This window comes from Agrobacterium sp. InxBP2, from assembly GCF_026191755.1.
Classification (GTDB): domain Bacteria; phylum Pseudomonadota; class Alphaproteobacteria; order Rhizobiales; family Rhizobiaceae; genus Agrobacterium; species Agrobacterium pusense.
In genome coordinates this window covers 292,431-307,903 of sequence record NZ_JAINDY010000029.1, presented here as the reverse complement: position 1 = coordinate 307,903, position 15,473 = coordinate 292,431, and the positions used below count along the sequence as shown (strand labels likewise).

Genomic DNA, 15,473 nt, shown 5'->3' with positions numbered 1-15,473 from the left:
TGAAAATGATGACCTCTCCCGCGCGCGGGGGAGGTTTTTTGTTTTACGGACGGGCGCAAATCCACTTTTCCTGAAAAACCTCCGTTCTTTCCAGAAAGGATTTTTCAGATTTTCGGTCGGACTGTCGTTTTGTACCCGTTGTTTTTTGGGTCGGTGTTACGGCGCGGCTTAACGGCTTTTGAATGTTTCCTTCGCAAGATGATGCTTTCAAAGGGGATTTTATGCGGATTGCGCCGCGCAACATTGGGGACTATTTGCCGGTCGGGCGCAGAACCGCCGTCGGCGTTGTGCTGTCCACCTTCGCGCTGGTGCTTCTCATCGTTACGGCGCTCGTCCTCTCCGCTCTCAGTCAGGTCCGGGAAAAGGCCAATCTGCTCGACAGTGCCCGTTCACGCGAGACGACGGCGGGAGCTCTCGTCACTTTTCGCGAACAGCTTGGTGCGACGCTCAACGATTACGCCGCCTGGGACGATGCCGCCGAATATGTCTATGCTCCTGATCGCTTCGACTGGGTGGCCAGCAATTACGGCGACATGACGGCCAATAACGATCTTTTCGATACTGCCGTTATCATCGACGAGGATGACAAGGTCCGTATGGCTTATCAGAATGGCAAGCCGGCGAAATGGGTGCCCGGCACCTATTTCGCCGCCGGCCTTCCGGAAATGATCGAACGGGTGCGGTCCATGCGTCCCGGCGTCACCTCGCAGGTCACGGGTTTCGTCAAAACCGGGGATGGTATCGCCGCTGCCGGTGTTGCGCTGGTGCGGCTCAAATCGGGAGCGCTGCCGCCGGTCGGCGCGGAGCGGCGCTATCTGGTTTTTGCCCGTCATCTCACCCAGGCGACGGTGCACAAACTCGCCCGCAACTACGTGATCGAGGGCCTGGAGCTGCAATATGGCGAGGGAACGGCCGCCAACCACGTGGATATCGTCAATCCGCTGGGGCAGGTGCTGGCACGGCTCGTCTGGCGGTCGCACCTGCCCGGAGATGTCAGTTTTCATGAGGCGCGGCCGGTCGTCTTTACCGCGCTCGGTATCGCCGGCACGTTCTTTCTGGTGCTGCTCATCATCGGTTCGGCCACGCTCGATCGTCTGAAGGCGGATGAGGCGGCGGCGCGGGAAGAAGCTCTGCGCGATCGGCTGAGCGGCCTCAATAATCGCGCCGGTCTCTTCGCGAGGCTGGACCGCATGGTCGCCAGGGCAAGCCACGACAAGACGGATATCAAGCTGCTTTATCTCGATCTCGACGGCTTCAAGGAAATCAACGATTCCTACGGCCACGCGGCGGGTGACCGGCTCATCAAGGGCGTGGCGGCGGCGCTCAGGGTGCTGGTGCCGGAAGGCGCGGTTCTGGCGCGGCTCGGCGGCGACGAATTCGCCATCGCCATTCAGGGCGACGACGTGTGGGTGGAAGGCCGCAAGCTCTGCATGTCACTGCTGGAACTCTTCACCGAACCCTTCAGCATAGGCGAGCGTGTGGCAAGTATAGGCTGCAGCATCGGCACGTCGATCTCGCGGGCGGGGGACATCAATGGTGAGGAATTGCTGCGCCGCGCGGATATGGCCATGTATCAGGCCAAGGAAAACGGCCGCGGTCGTTACGTGTCCTACGAATTGAAAATGGATGCGCTGCGCGAGGAAAAACTGCAACTCGAGGCCGATCTTCGCTCCGCCATTTTGAACGACGAGATACAGGTGGTTTATCAGCCGGTCGTCAGCGCCGCCACGCGCTGCATTACCGGGGTGGAGGCGCTGGCCCGCTGGCAGAGGCCGGGATATGGCTTCGTCCCGCCCGACATATTCATCGCCGCTGCCGAGACGAGCGGTCTCATCGACCGGCTCGGCCTGCTGGTGCTGCGCAAGGCCTGCGAGACAGCACAGCAATGGCCGTCCATCAAGCTCTCGGTCAATATTTCACCCGTGCAGTTCCGCAATCCGGCCTTTTCCGGCCATGTCGCGGATATTCTGAATGCGACGAAGACGCCGCCGGAAAGGCTGCGGCTGGAAATGACGGAAGGTTATTTCATCCAGCACCCGGAGCGGGCAAGTGCGGCGATAGACAAGCTGAAACAGCTCGGCCTGCATATCGCGCTCGACGATTTCGGCGCCGGCTTTGCCAGCGTCGGCTATCTGCGTCGCTTCGGCTTCGACAGGATGAAGATCGACCGTTCGCTCATCATGGCGCTCGACAAGGGAGGCCGCTCGCTGGAAATGCTGCAGGCGACCGTGGCGCTGGCGAAATCACTCGACATTCCGGTCACGGCCGAAGGCGTGGAAACGGAAGAGCAGGCGGCCATACTGCATCTGTGCGGCTGCGACGAATTGCAGGGTTACCTGTTCTCAAAACCGGTCGCGGCGGAAGAGATCACCGCCATGCTGGACGGACAGGATGCGCCGCTCTTTGCGCTGCGGGCGGGGGCGTGAGGTTCTCGACGTGTCGCTTCTCGTTTCTTCTCCCCGACGGGGAGAAGAAACACGCGGCGCCGCTCTATCCAAATTTAGATACAGTCCTATAGCTACCTGGGCTTACCGCCCCAGATGCCGCTCGCCGCGCTTCTTTGCCAGGTCGATCTGCTGTTGCCGGTCGCGGAAGCGCTGGCGGTCTTCTTCGCTGCGCTCATCGTAGCAGCTCGGGCAGGAGACGCCTTCCTCGAACTTGGGTGACAGGCGCACTTCCGGGGTGATCGGGTTGCGGCAGGCGTGGCACAGCTGGTGGTCGCCTTCGGCCAGGCCATGCACCACCGACACACGCTCGTCGAAAACGAAGCAGGCGCCCTCCCACAGGCTTTCTTCTTCCGGCACTTCTTCCAGATATTTCAGGATGCCGCCCTTGAGGTGATAGACCTCGTCGAAGCCCTGCTCCTTCATGAAGGCCGTGGCCTTTTCGCAGCGGATGCCGCCGGTGCAATACATGGCGATCTTCGGCTTGTTGTGCAGGCCGGGGTTGTTCTTCACCCAGTCCGGAAACTCCCGGAAGGTTTTCGTCTTCGGATCGACTGCACCCTTGAAGACGCCGATGGCGGTCTCGTAATCGTTGCGGGTATCGATGACGATCGTGTCCGGGTCGGAGATCAATTCGTTCCAATCGCGCGGGTCGACATAGGTGCCGACGATCCGGTTCGGATCGATATCAGGCACGCCCATCGTGACGATCTCTTTCTTGAGCTTCACCTTCAGCCGCACGAAAGGCATGTGCGAGGCGCGGCTTTCCTTGTGCTCCAATGCCGAAAATTCCGGCTGGGCGCGCAGGAAGGAAAGCACGGCGTGAACGCCCGCATCCGGGCCGGCGATCGTGCCATTGATGCCCTCGGCGGCCAGCAGCAACGTGCCCTTCACGCCGTTCTTCTGGCAGAGCTCGAACAATGGCTCACGCAGGCTCTCGAACCGCGGCAGGCGGGCGAAATGATAAAGCGCGGCCACAAGGAAATCGCCAGAGACTTCCGGGCGGGGGAGAATGGTCGTGTCGGTCATGGCCGGTGAAATACAGCGACGGCGGCCGCAAAGCAATATTTATCGGTGGGTTCGGGTATTTTGAAAATCGTCAATCGGGAGGATTTGTGGGCTTCCTGTCATTCCTGCTGCCGTGTGCAGGCAACGGGATGTCGCAATGCCGCCTCCGTCATTCCGGCCTTGAGCCGGAATCCAGCCGACGCGCGTCTGCGCGGCGGGACAAGTCTTTTCAGCCCAAGGACTTGGGCTGGCTGGATTCCGGCTCAAGGCCGGAATGACGGAGGTGAGCGAGCGCCGAAAGTGGCGTTTGGCCTACTTCGCCGCCTGCCGCCACAGCAGGCCGACGATGCGGCTTTCCGTGCGAGTAGATTCGGAAAAGACCTCATCTGCCAGTTCAAGGCCTTCGGCACGCAGCGCCTGCTGCCTTTCGATGATGGCGTCGAGCAGCAGTGCCAGCCGTTCGCCGTTGCCAAAGCGGTCGGGCTCGCGGTCGGCCACGGCGGCGAGAACCGAGAGATCGTGTTCGTGGCCGAGAATGTCGACCAGTCGCTTGGTATCGGCGCGCTTGGCGCGCATGGCGGATGGCCAGATACGCCTCATCAGACCAAGATGCATCCAGTAGGTCTGGCCGGCCTTGCGCAACTCATGAAAATGCTCGACATCGGCCCGCTCGTGGCAATCGGCCAGCGCCTGTCGCGCCCGTTTCCTCTGCCGCGCCCAGCTTGTCCTCAGCAGCCGGGCGCTGTCCTTGAGCTCATCCGGCAGCGATAGCGTCTTCAGCCGTTCACGTCCCGCCTCGCAGCCGGTGATGGCCGCAGAAATCGCCTCGTCGAGAGCGGCCTCGTATTTCACCGCATGATCCCGACGCGCGCGCAGCATCGCCGTGATGGACCGCAGCGCCTCACCCTGTGTATCGGAGAGCGCGAAAGCCTCCAGATATTCCGCCGTTTCCACCAATGCCGTCGCATCACGGGCGAAGGCGAGCGAACGGGCAATATCCCGGAAACGGGCATTTTCCTCTCGGCTGAAATCCGGCGCCGCCTTTCGGATGAGGCGGTAGAGGGCTCGCAGCCGCTTGAAGCGCTTGCGCGCATCGTGCACGGCCTCGTGCGGGCCGGACGGACGGTCACGCAGGATGGTGACCGTCTCTTCGATCAATTCCAGGCCGGCGCGGCGGATTTCATCGTCAAAGGGCTTTTTCGGATCAATTCTGAAAGGCATCCGACAGATCTCCGCTCTGGTCGTCCGTGGCCAGGGACTGGTTGGAAAAGCGCCTGTCGCCCGTTACCTCCCTGCCGAGCCAGACAGGAAGATCCGGATCGGCATTTTCGTCATCCATCTCCACTTCCGCCACGATAAGCCCCTTATATCGGCCTTCGAAAACATCGATCTCCCAGGTGAAGCCGCCGTGATCAACCGTGTGCCGCGTCTTCTCGATCACCACGCCGGGCGCGCTGGCCATCAGTTCCTCGGCATCTTCCAGCGGGATGGGATATTCATATTCGTCGCGAACAAGCGCGCTTGCGCCGATCTTGATTGTGAGTGTCGCGTCACGCCCGTCGACGATCCTCACCCTGACTGAACGATTTTCCATGGAGGCGACATAGGCCTGCCGGAAAGCCATGCTATGCGTTACCTCATCGCGCCATTCACCGCCTGCAACAAGAAACTTCCGTTCGATTTCCTTGGCCATGCTGTCTCCGCAAACTGGTGCGCCAGACTATCGCAAGACAGCTTGATGAAGAAGCGAATTGATTGAAGTATCAGGGCAAAAAATGGCCTTGCCATGCCTCGACATCAAAGCCGGGGCAGGCTAATCGGTAAACGGGATTTCAATCGTTTCAATCGCGCAAGGAGGCTCATCTTGGCCCAGGACTCCGAAAAACTTCTCTCCATCCTGAAACTTCAGCCGGTCGTGCCGGTGCTGATCGTGGATGACGCCGCCTCCGCCGTGCCGCTTGCGCGTGCTTTGGTCGCTGGCGGTCTGAAGGCAATCGAGATCACCATGCGCACGCCGGCCGCGCTGGACGCCATCCGTGCTGTTGCGGCGGAAGTGGAAGGCGCCAATGTCGGCGCCGGCACCATTCTCAATGCGAAGGATTTCGAGGCGGCTGCCGAAGCCGGTTCCACCTTCATCGTCAGCCCGGGCATCAACAAGAGCGTGCTGGAAGCCGCGCGCAGCTCCAGGGTGCCGCTGCTTCCGGGCGCCGCCACTGCCAGCGAAGTCATGGCGCTGCGCGACGAGGGTTACAAGGTGCTGAAGTTCTTCCCGGCCGAACAGGCTGGCGGCGCACCTTACCTCAAGGCGCTGTCTTCGCCGCTCGCCGGCACCGTCTTCTGCCCGACCGGCAGCGTATCGCTCAAGAACGCCAACGACTATCTCTCCCTGCCGAACGTCGTCTGCGTCGGCGGCTCATGGGTTGCCCCACGCGAACTGGTGGCGACGGGTGACTGGGCGGGCATCACCAAGCTTGCCGCCGAAGCTGCTGCGCTGCGCGGCTGATTTGTCTCCTGTCAAACCCGTTCACGAAGGCGTGAGCGGGTTTGACATTTATAATCGGCCCACGGCTTCCTATCTCCCCTGTAGATTTGACCTCTACAGGAGATTTTGATGTTCGACGCCAAGAAGCTTCTTGAACAATTCCTCGGCTCGCAGGTGCCGGGCCTTTCGGGAAGCGTCCGTGACAGAGCCGGGCAGGCCGCCGATATCGCCAAGAACAATCCCCTCAAGGCCGGGGCTCTCGCCGCCGCAATCCTGGGCACCAAAACCGGCCGCAAGCTCGCCGGCAACGTCGCCACCATCGGCGGTGTCGCCGCCATCGCTGGCCTCGGTTACCTCGCCTACAAGAATTACAAGTCAGGACAGGCGCCGGAAGCCGCGCCGAAACCCGAGCCGGAACTTCTCGCTCCGCCCGCCGATTCCGCTTTCCATCCGCAGTCGCCGGCGCTTTCCAATGATTTCGCGCTGAAGCTCATCCAGGCCATGATCGCGGCTGCCAAGGCCGACGGGCATATCGATGAGAAAGAGCGCGCCAATATCATGGACAAGGTGCAGGTTTCCGGCCTCGATAGCGAAGCCGAGCGTTTCCTCGAAAAGGAACTGGCCGATCCGCTCGACATCGACGCGCTGGTGGCCGCTGCCCGTACGGAAGAGCAGAAGGTGGAGCTTTATACCGCCTCGCGGCTTGCCATCGAGGCCGATACGCGGGCGGAGCGGGGGTATCTCGATCTTCTTGCCGGGCGGCTTGGGTTGCCGGATGCGCTGGTGGATCACATCGAGGCGACGGTGGTGGCGGCGAAGGTGTAGGTTGGCGTTTGGGCTTGGGCGTGAAGGTTTGAGCGTGTGGCTTCCCCCCTCTGCCCTGCCGGCAGAGGGGGGTGAGCCACGCCCACCGAGGATGATAAGCGCCCCGCCGAGATCACCGCATCCCACCCCCACATCCACTGTTGTCATCCCGCCCCGCTTGCCCTAATCCTTCTCCCAGCAAATGGGGAAGAGAATGCGCGATCTGAGTGAATTCAAGGGATGTCCGGCGCCGCAGCCGGTGGTGCTGAAGGGCCGTTATGTAACGGCGGAACCGTTCGATCGCGACAAACATCTGGAGAAACTCTGGGCTGCGCTTGGCGGCGAAGGCACCAATGCGCTGCTCAGATATTTCCCGCAAAGCGCCTTTCCCGATGCGGATGCCTTTGGCGACTGGCTTGTTGGCGCTGGCGAAAAGCTTAACTGGGTGACGCTGGTCTTTGTCGAAAGCACAACGGGCGAAATCGTCGGCATGGCGAGCTACATGCGGCCCGATCCCGCCAATGGCGTGGTAGAAGTCGGCTCCGTCGCCCATGGGGCGAAAATGAAACGTTCCCCGCTTGCCACCGAGGCGCATTACCTTATGGCGAAGCATGTGTTCGAGGATCTGGGGTATCGCCGTTACGAGTGGAAATGCCACAACGAAAATGAGCCCTCCAAGACGACGGCGAAGCGTTATGGCTTCACCTTCGAAGGCGTCTTCCGCCAGCATATGATCTCGAAGGGGCAAAATCGCGATACGGCGTGGTTTTCCATGATCGACGCCGAATGGCCACTGATCGGCAGGGCCTTCGAGGCCTGGCTTTCACCGGACAATTTTACAGCTGACGGCACGCAGAAGCGCAAGCTTGAGGATATTCGCGCGGAGCTTGCCCATGCCAACGCCTGAAAAGCCAAAGCCCGAGACGCCAACCGCCAGAAAGGATTGGTCGCCTGCCATTGCCGCGGTGCTCATCATCCTCGGCTTCGGGCTGATATTCTTCATCATGCCTAAAATCATGTTGTGGCTCGGGGATTATTCGCCCTGGCTGGCGGCCGCCTTCGGCACGGTGGCGGTGCTCTGTTTTTTCCTGCTGTTCTGGCTGCGGGCGCGTTACCAGCGCCGCCATAACGATCAGAACTGAAGCGACGCGCCGAGCAGCATCAGGCCCATCAGCAAGACGAAGAGCGCACCGGCGATTTCGATCGCGTGGCTGATGCCGGCCGCCCTGCGGCTGCCGGGGCCGGCGAAACGCACGGCCAGACCCTTGGCGGAGACGGCCATGATGGCGAGGACCGAGACCGTGATGGCGGTGCCGAGCGACATGGCAAGGACGGAGAGCACACCGCCAAGATAAAGCCCGTTCAAAAGCGCGAAGCTCATGACGATGATAGCCCCCGAGCAGGGCCTGAGCCCTACAGCGATGATGGCTGACCATGCCTCGTGAAGACTGAAGTTCTTTGCCCTCAGCAGCATCGGATCGGGCGCATGGGATTTGCCGCAGGCGGTGCAGAGGTCACCCGAGCCGTCATGGGCGTGATCGGCAAAAACCGGTTTGCCCTGAAACCGCAGCCCCGTGCCCATGCCGGTGGTTCTTGCTGCCGGTGCCTCACCCGCCACAGCGAAAACGGTGGCCGGCTCGCGCCGGATTCGCAGCGACCAGAGTTTTCGCACCAGGAGCCATGCGCCGAACAGGGCAACCATGGCGAAACTGGCGATTTCCATCGCCTGTGTCGCTTTCGTCATGGTAATTGAGGTGCCGCGCAGCACCAGCCAGGCCGCGCCGACAAGGCCGATCGCGACAGCGCCCTGAATGAGCGCCGAGACGAAGGAGATGACGATGCCACGTCTCAGCTGCGTTTCATTGGCGATCATGTAGGAGGAGATGACCGCCTTGCCGTGGCCGGGGCCGGCCGCATGGAACACGCCATAAGCAAAGGAGAGGCCGATCAGCGAACCGAGCGCCCAGCTGTCCTCGCGCATCGCCTTCAGCGCGCCGGTCAGCGCCCGGTAGAACATCTGCTGGTGCACGTTGATCCACTGCATCAACGGGGCGAAAGGCCCGCCGACGGAAAAGGACGGTTCGGCCGAGCCTATGCCGAGCGGCGATTGCGCATGGGCCACGCCGGCCACGGCAATGAAGCCGATGACGATGGCAAGCAGGCCGACCCGGCGGCTCAGCATGTGACCTCCAGCCGCGTGGCAAAGAGCTTGGTCATGTCTGTACCGGTGGGATCGTTGAAAAAGGCATCGGTGAGCGTATTCTGGTTCTGGGAGATCACTTCGTCCGGATCAGGGCGCACCACATGCTGCTTGCAGGCCTTCAAATCCTTGCCCTCGGTGGCGATGTCGCCGTCCTTGGCGAAATCGATCGCCGTGTACATCGTCGGATCCCACGCGCCAAAGCTGAGCCTGCCCTTCACCGCCAGAGGTTTGAGCGGTTTCACGGAAAAGAACATCAGAATCTGCTGGTCCTTGTAATCCACATGAATGGCGTCGGGTTTACCGAACTCCACCGGTTTCCCGTCAGCGGTGATGAAGGTGTAGTAGGAATATTCGGCCAGCGATTCCAGCACGGTATTGCCGATTTCGGCCAGCTCGTCCTTGTCGAGTTTCAGATCGCTGTTCTTGTCGTAATCCATCACAACGCTTGCTGAGAACATCTCGTCGAAACGCCAGATGTTGCGCACTTCCTGGATGGTCCGGTTCGGTCCCTCGACGATTTCCATCCGGGCTTCGGCAAATATATGCGGATGGGCGGAGGCGGCGACGGGGATGCAGGCGAGGCCGGCCGCGAGAAGCAAAAATCGTCTGTACATTATCCGGTCTGTCCTGCCGTCGAATCTGGAAGATCTGACTCTAGCAGAAATTGGGACCGAATTTCGACCCGATGCGTCCGAACCTTCGCGCAGGTTGAGACGGAGTTCAGAAGGTGCCGCTGAAACGCGAGGTGACGCTCGAGCCATCATAGGCAAGGTCGGTATCGCGCTCGTCATGCAGCAGGCGGTTGAACTCCACCTCCAGCTTGCTGTTCTTGCCGGTATCGAAAGAGAGGGTGGCGACCAGCCGGCGCTCGCTGGTATCGTAATTGTAATAGATCCAGTCCTTGTGGACCTGCTGCAGCGCGAGGTCCAGGCCGACCTTCTCGGCCAGCCTGCTTTTCACGACGAACTGCCAGCGACGGTGAAATTCGGCGATCGGGTCGTCGGGATCGAACAGGGCGTAATCCTGCGAGAAGCCCACGCCGAAGGCGATGCGGTCCGTGGCCTTCAGCTCGGCTTCCGCCCGGAGATAAGGCCGGGTGCGCTTCACCTTGTCGCTGATCTCGTCTCCGGAAATGGAGGTCAGCCCAGCTTCGGCAAGCACTGCGAGACGGTTCGAGAACCTGTAGCCGTAAGCAAGCGAGCCGCGCAGCGTATGGGCCGGAAACCGCTCATATTTTTCCTGCTGCCCTTCCGGCACGAGAATGCGGTTATAGGCGATCGTGATGCCAGCCTCACCGCCGGCGAGTGGCCGTTCATGTTCCGCCTTCAGCGACAGGAGCGCCTCATTGGCCTCCAGACGCGTGGGGATGAAATAGGCCGGGCGGAAACGCGCCTCGCCTTTCATCAGGCTGGCAAGGCTGGCCGTCAGCTTGTTCTTGCCGCCAAGGGCGACGATGCCAAGCTGGGAGGAGGCTTCAAGCTTGTGATCCAGCTGCCTGTATCCGATATTTTCTTCCGGCAGGTGCAGGAAAATATCGCCGGCATCGCTGCGGGTGCCGCGCAACTCAAGAGCCCATTCCAGCTTTTCGGAAAAGCGTCTGGTCAAACCCAGCGACGCGATGGTGTTATGCTCATTGGCAAAACGATAACGGGGAAGGCGAACCTCTTCCTGCTCAAGCGAGTAACGCAGTTCCGCCCCTTCAAGCGCGACTTTGCCCGTGAGCCCGAAGCCGGCGCGCAGCGAAATGGCGCTCAACCGATTGGTATCGGCGAAATAATTGCTGTCATAGGAGATGCCGGATTTGTAGGTGATGGTGTGCTCATCGGCCTTTTCTCCCGCCCACCCGCGGCAGGCGCAGGCAAGCCCGAGAACAAGCGCGATATATCCCCCCAGCCGCATTTGCATCTCCGGTCGCTAATTAAGCAATATCTTATATTTGGATGGTTAATAAAGTTTCCTGCCCGGTTTTACTGTCTTCGCCAAAGGTGCCTGCCGATACTGTTAGGAAAAGGAGCGAAAGGGCGGAGGCGAGATATGTAATATTTTATTAAAATCGCCAGTATTAGTGTTAATCGTTTATTGTAATATTAGCCTTTGCTTGAATTAGAATCCTCTAAATATACAGTTCAGTTACGCCAGATGGCGTGATCAAACAAAAGAGGAGAGAGAAATGATTGCAAAGTTCGCTTGTGTAGCCGCTATTCTTACTGTCGCTTCCGTTGGTCAGGCCAATGCGGGCGGTCTTCTGGGTGGCATCCTGTCCGGCAACAGCAACAAGGGCGGCGCCCTTGTCGTGGTTTCGCCAAGCATCGATCTCGGTGTCAGTGGCATCCTGTCCAATAACGGGATTTTGAATGGCAACAAGACCGGCATCCTGAACGGCGTGCTGAATGGCAACAAGACGTCCGTCGATGTCATCGACAACAAGAATGACGGCGGCAAGAAGCGCCGGCACTAAGGAACGAAGAAAGGGATGGCGAAACCATTGTCTTTCGCCATCCCGCTCTGACGGGACAGCTCGAAGATCATCAGGGATTTTCGACGCAGACGATGCGCGAAGCGCATAAGCCGGCGATGTACCTCGAGTTGCGTGTGTTTGACGCATGGCATTTCTGGCAAGAACAAACGGCGCATCGCATGACTGAAGGGGGCCCTCGGGCTCCCTTTTTTTGGAGGATGATCCAGCTGCGTCGTCGCGCTCGCCGATCCTTGAAGTGCCTTAGAAAGATGCGTGCATCCGGTGTATTTATGTTTAGATATTCTAATTTTACCTTAAATGAAATACGAAGTTATAATGTAGAAATATACAATATAATTTGCTATTATTTGGTTTTTGCGTCATTGTTACTTGTTTTTAACGTTTGGATGCTTCAATTAGAACGTGTCCCCGACTCGTCGTTTGTGACCGTGATTTCTGCGGCGGCTATGTTCGAGGCCCGCTTCGTGGCGGGTAGGGCAGTTTTGAAGGAGCAATTTATGTTGAAACAATCATTTCTCGTCTTCGCCGCACTTGGCGTTCTTTCCGGCGCAGCCATTGCTGCTGATGCCGTTAGCGACATTCCGGCGGCGCCTGCTGTCAGCGACGCTGCGCCTGCCTTTTCCTGGGATGGTTTTTACGCCGGTGTTTCCGGTGGCTATGGCTGGAACCGTTTGAAAGCCACGGAAGACGGTGACACCGAAAAGCATAGTTTTGATGGCGGTCGCTTCGCGGGCTTTGCCGGTTACAATGCAGAAGTGGCGCCGTCAGTCATTCTCGGTGTCGAGGGCGACCTCGGTTACGCCTGGGGCAAAAAGACGATCGAGCTCAGCAAGGTTTCCTCGGGCTTGAACGGCTCGGCACGTCTGCGCGCCGGCTATGCCATCGACCGCGCCCTGATCTACACCGCCGGCGGTTACACCGCCACAAACAGCAAGATCAAGACGCCTTTCGGCAACACGAGCGAGACGCTGAATGGCTGGACGATTGGTGCGGGTATCGATTACGCCTTCACCGACAACATATTCGGCCGTCTCGAATATCGCTACAACGATTTCGGCAAGAAGACCTACACTATCCAGAACCTCTCTGCCGATGGAAAGCTCAGCGACCACGTCGTTAACGTCGGTCTCGGCGTGAAGTTCTGATTGGCGGTTATTCGTACCGGCGGAACGCATCGGGCGACAGTCAAGCAGTATCAATTCATAACCTGCCCGTGGCGAGAACATCCCCGGGCAGGTGCCCTTAATCGAACGACACTTGCTTTCCGCTGAAGCAGGTCCAGCCCGTGGGCGATAGAAATCCTGAGTGGAGAGAAGAGGTCTCGTCTTCTTCCAGCGACGAAACGTCATCCAGTGTTCCGCGCAGGCTTGAACAGCGGAGCGTTTCGATGTGATGGTGGGTGCCACCCCCGCTTGCCAGCCTTCAGACGATTCCCATGCAACAAAAAAGCACTTTCCCGGGCGCTTTTGATCGCCAGGCCTATATGATCGCGTTGCTGGTCTTCATTGCCGGCAGCACCAATGCCGCCGTTGTGCCATTTATCGGCTTCTACATCATTCAGGTGCTTGGTCATCCGCCGGCCACCGTCGGATTTTACAGTGTGACGGCGGCGCTGGCTTCGATTGTCGCAAGCCGCGTTTATGGTGAGCGCGTTGATGCCGGGATGCGGGTGAGGCCGCTTTTGTTGCTTTCGGTGTGCGGCGCTCTTGTCGCGGCCGCGGCGGCAAGCTTTGGGCATATGGCGCTGCTGGTGGCCGTAACGGCGACCGGCATGGGGCTTTCCAACGCCGCAAGCACGCTCATTTTCAGTTTCGGCCGGTATCATGGCCGGGTGAAGGGGCTGGACACGGCCGCCTATAATGCCTTCCTGCGGACGATGGTGTCGCTGGCATGGATGCTGGTCCCCGCCGCCGCCTATCTGATCTTCGACCTTGCGGGTGCGAAGGCGGTATTCGTGAATGCCATGCTGATGGCCGTCATCTGGGGCGGTCTTGCGCTCGTCGTCGTGCCGTTGAACCAGACAAGCCCCATGGAACGGCGGCCGCAGGGCGAGGGCGACACACGGCGCAATATGCCGCTGCTTCTCGCCGCCGCGGCCAGTTTCTGCATGTCTTTCGCCCATGCGCTCTGCGCTTCGGCATTGCCGGTGTTTCTGGTGCGTGAAGTGGGGTTGCCGGACTATGCGCCGGGCCTGTCGCTCAGCGTCAAATGCGCCATGGAAGTCCTGCTTATTCTTCTTGCGCCGCGCATCATGCGCCGGATCAGCGCAAGGCTGCTTCTGAGCGGCGCGGCGATAACGGCGATAATCGCCTTCAACATCATCGCTTCGGTCACGACCCTGCCCGCAATGCTGGTGGGGGCTGCGATGGAGGGTGCCTATTACGGCCTTTTCGCCGGCACCTGTCTGACCTTCGTGCAGGGCTTTGCCCGTGGACGCACGGCGCGGGCAACGGCGCTCTATATGAATTCGATTTTTCTCGCTGCGCTATTTGCGGTGCCGCTAATGGGGTTCGTATCGCAATATGCCAGCTTCGGGGCCTCGATCCGGCTCGCCTCGGTCGGTGCAGGCGCGACTTTGCTGCTCTTGTTCCTCACGCGGCGGCAGGTGGGAGAGTAGGGTATTGCAGGGTATTGCAGGGGGCAGCAATCCTGCACAAAGGCTTGGCGGCGAGATAGCGGACGACCCTCGTTCCTGTGCCTGTCACAGGATTCCGGTCGACGCGCGTCTGCGCGACGGGAGGCTCCTTTCAGCCCAGGGACTTGGGCTGGCTGGATTCCTGTGACAGGCACAGGAATGAGGCAGCGAGATTGGCCGTGGGATAAGCGGCCGCCTCGCGGGCGGCCAGCCCTCAAGCCGAAATGTCTATAATCCCGCAATCACCCGCTTCTGAAGCGAAGGCGAGCAGCTTGCCGGTGGCGCTCCAGTCCATGGATGTGATCGCACCCTTGCCGGGACGACGCAGCAGGGCTTCCTTGCCGTCCGCAAGGCGCACGCCGAGGATCATGCCGTCGATGAACCCGATGGCGAGCACATCTTCCACGGGGTGGAAGGCGACATTGGTCACCATGATGTTGGCGCGGGTGCCGAGTTCCTCCGGGGCCTTGCCCATCGGACCATCCTTGCCGGAGAAGGGCCAGACGATGGCGGCCGGTGCGCCCGATGAGGCGAGCCATTTGCCCTTTGCCGACCAGGAAACGGATTTGACCTTGCCGGGATAACCCGTCATGCGCATATGGCGGGCCTCCATGCCGCCCTTGGTGGCTTCCATCTTCCAGCCGTGCAGGGCATTTTCCTGCATGGTGGTGACGAGGAACTTGCCGTCGGGCGAGAAGGTGACGCCGGTATGCGCACCCTTCCATTCGAGATCGACCGGGTCGCCTGCTGTGGCGACCCAATGCAATGTCACGCCGTTATAACGGGCAACGGCAATGCGCAGGCCCTTGGGCGCAAACGCGATCGCCTCCACCGTGCGTTCTTCCTTGAATTCCTTGACCGTACCGTCCGGCAGCCGCACGAAGCTGGATTTGCCGACACCATAAGCAACCGCCTTCTGTGGCCCGCCGGCAACGACGCCCACCCATTTGCGCGGCACGTTGGCAATTTCGCTGAGGCTGCCATCATGGCCGATGCGCAGCACACGCCCGTCTTCGCCGCCGGAAAGCAGCGTGGCGCTGTAGGGGTCGCGAATGCAGGTCAAGAGCCCGTCATGCGCCTCAGTCACCTTCTCGCCGCCATCGAGCCGGTGAATGGTGCCGGCGGCGGTGGCAAACAGGGGAATGTCGCCGAGAAAATGGGTCGAGACCACGTGGCCTTCGATATCAAGCGGGGCAACAGTCGGCATGGGGTATTGGTCTTTCGTATCTGTGTCTGATTGGCGGGGCGTCATTCCCGCCGGCTGGCATGGTTCTAGAGCATTTCCGGCAAAAGCGGAACCGCTTTTACGTTCGGACGATTCGCGAAATCAAGGAGATAGAATTCTTTGCGGTAGGGGAATCATCCCTGCACAGCGGTTGAAAATTATTGAGATTCCGGTGCTCCGGGCTCACCCCCCT

15 protein-coding genes are annotated in these 15,473 nt (G+C 60.1%); 8 read left to right on the top strand and 7 right to left on the bottom strand.

Annotation, left to right across the window (positions count from 1 at the left end; translation table 11 throughout):
* The first annotated feature begins 182 nt into the window (after positions 1-182).
* Positions 183-2,426, top strand: a complete 2,244-nt coding sequence (locus K7A42_RS14040; protein WP_282455418.1) for a bifunctional diguanylate cyclase/phosphodiesterase — start codon at positions 183-185, stop codon at positions 2,424-2,426.
* A gap of 102 nt (positions 2,427-2,528) precedes the next feature.
* On the opposite strand, the gene K7A42_RS14035 is transcribed toward K7A42_RS14040, so the two are convergent.
* From K7A42_RS14035 to K7A42_RS14025, 3 genes are all read right to left on the bottom strand, one after another.
* On the bottom strand, positions 2,529-3,473 hold the full coding sequence (locus tag K7A42_RS14035) for a rhodanese-related sulfurtransferase (protein ID WP_004445192.1): 945 nt from the start codon (positions 3,471-3,473) through the stop codon (positions 2,529-2,531).
* A 291-nt stretch (positions 3,474-3,764) separates the two neighbouring features.
* Complete coding sequence (locus K7A42_RS14030) at positions 3,765-4,673, bottom strand: CHAD domain-containing protein (RefSeq protein WP_113382253.1); 909 nt, start codon at positions 4,671-4,673, stop codon at positions 3,765-3,767.
* A complete protein-coding gene (locus K7A42_RS14025) occupies positions 4,657-5,145 on the bottom strand; it encodes a CYTH domain-containing protein (protein ID WP_269842288.1) in 489 nt (162 codons plus the stop codon). The genes K7A42_RS14030 and K7A42_RS14025 overlap by 17 nt, the downstream gene beginning before the upstream one ends.
* Positions 5,146-5,316: 171 nt before the next feature.
* Here K7A42_RS14025 and K7A42_RS14020 point away from each other — a divergent pair, with 171 nt between their 5' ends.
* The 4 genes from K7A42_RS14020 to K7A42_RS14005 all read left to right on the top strand — a co-directional run bounded on the left by K7A42_RS14020 (position 5,317) and on the right by K7A42_RS14005 (position 7,880).
* Positions 5,317-5,955 (top strand): 2-dehydro-3-deoxy-phosphogluconate aldolase, encoded by a 639-nt coding sequence (locus K7A42_RS14020; RefSeq protein WP_006700245.1) that lies wholly within the window; start codon positions 5,317-5,319, stop codon positions 5,953-5,955.
* A 108-nt stretch (positions 5,956-6,063) separates the two neighbouring features.
* Positions 6,064-6,759 carry a tellurite resistance TerB family protein gene (locus K7A42_RS14015; protein ID WP_004445183.1) on the top strand — a complete coding sequence of 232 codons (696 nt, stop codon included), beginning with the start codon at positions 6,064-6,066 and terminating at the stop codon, positions 6,757-6,759.
* A gap of 193 nt (positions 6,760-6,952) precedes the next feature.
* Positions 6,953-7,645, top strand: coding sequence for a GNAT family N-acetyltransferase (locus K7A42_RS14010; RefSeq protein ID WP_282455417.1), 693 nt, complete (start codon positions 6,953-6,955; stop codon positions 7,643-7,645).
* A complete protein-coding gene (locus tag K7A42_RS14005; RefSeq protein ID WP_004445178.1) occupies positions 7,632-7,880 on the top strand; it encodes a hypothetical protein in 249 nt (82 codons plus the stop codon). Before K7A42_RS14010 ends, K7A42_RS14005 begins: the two co-directional genes overlap by 14 nt.
* Here K7A42_RS14005 and K7A42_RS14000 read toward each other — a convergent pair.
* From K7A42_RS14000 to K7A42_RS13990, 3 genes are all read right to left on the bottom strand, one after another.
* Positions 7,871-8,920 carry a nickel/cobalt transporter gene (locus K7A42_RS14000; RefSeq protein ID WP_282455416.1) on the bottom strand — a complete coding sequence of 350 codons (1,050 nt, stop codon included), beginning with the start codon at positions 8,918-8,920 and terminating at the stop codon, positions 7,871-7,873. The two genes, K7A42_RS14005 and K7A42_RS14000, sit on opposite strands and share 10 nt — an antisense overlap.
* Positions 8,914-9,555 carry a DUF1007 family protein gene (locus K7A42_RS13995; protein ID WP_004445173.1) on the bottom strand — a complete coding sequence of 214 codons (642 nt, stop codon included), beginning with the start codon at positions 9,553-9,555 and terminating at the stop codon, positions 8,914-8,916. Before K7A42_RS13995 ends, K7A42_RS14000 begins: the two co-directional genes overlap by 7 nt.
* Before the next feature lie 106 nt (positions 9,556-9,661).
* Positions 9,662-10,840 carry a hypothetical protein gene (locus K7A42_RS13990; protein ID WP_282455415.1) on the bottom strand — a complete coding sequence of 393 codons (1,179 nt, stop codon included), beginning with the start codon at positions 10,838-10,840 and terminating at the stop codon, positions 9,662-9,664.
* Between the two features lie 271 nt (positions 10,841-11,111).
* Here K7A42_RS13990 and K7A42_RS13985 point away from each other — a divergent pair, with 271 nt between their 5' ends.
* The 3 genes from K7A42_RS13985 to K7A42_RS13975 all read left to right on the top strand — a co-directional run bounded on the left by K7A42_RS13985 (position 11,112) and on the right by K7A42_RS13975 (position 14,037).
* Positions 11,112-11,399 (top strand): hypothetical protein, encoded by a 288-nt coding sequence (locus K7A42_RS13985; protein ID WP_004433441.1) that lies wholly within the window; start codon positions 11,112-11,114, stop codon positions 11,397-11,399.
* Between the two features lie 518 nt (positions 11,400-11,917).
* Entirely contained in the window at positions 11,918-12,565 is a 648-nt protein-coding gene (locus tag K7A42_RS13980; protein WP_107327619.1) for an outer membrane protein, read from the top strand.
* A gap of 290 nt (positions 12,566-12,855) precedes the next feature.
* The gene (locus tag K7A42_RS13975) at positions 12,856-14,037 is read left to right on the top strand and encodes an MFS transporter (RefSeq protein WP_282455414.1); all 1,182 of its coding nucleotides are present in this window, start codon (positions 12,856-12,858) and stop codon (positions 14,035-14,037) included.
* Between the two features lie 232 nt (positions 14,038-14,269).
* Here K7A42_RS13975 and K7A42_RS13970 read toward each other — a convergent pair whose 3' ends face one another.
* A complete protein-coding gene (locus K7A42_RS13970) occupies positions 14,270-15,262 on the bottom strand; it encodes a WD40 repeat domain-containing protein (protein WP_282455413.1) in 993 nt (330 codons plus the stop codon).
* Positions 15,263-15,473: the final 211 nt, after the last annotated feature.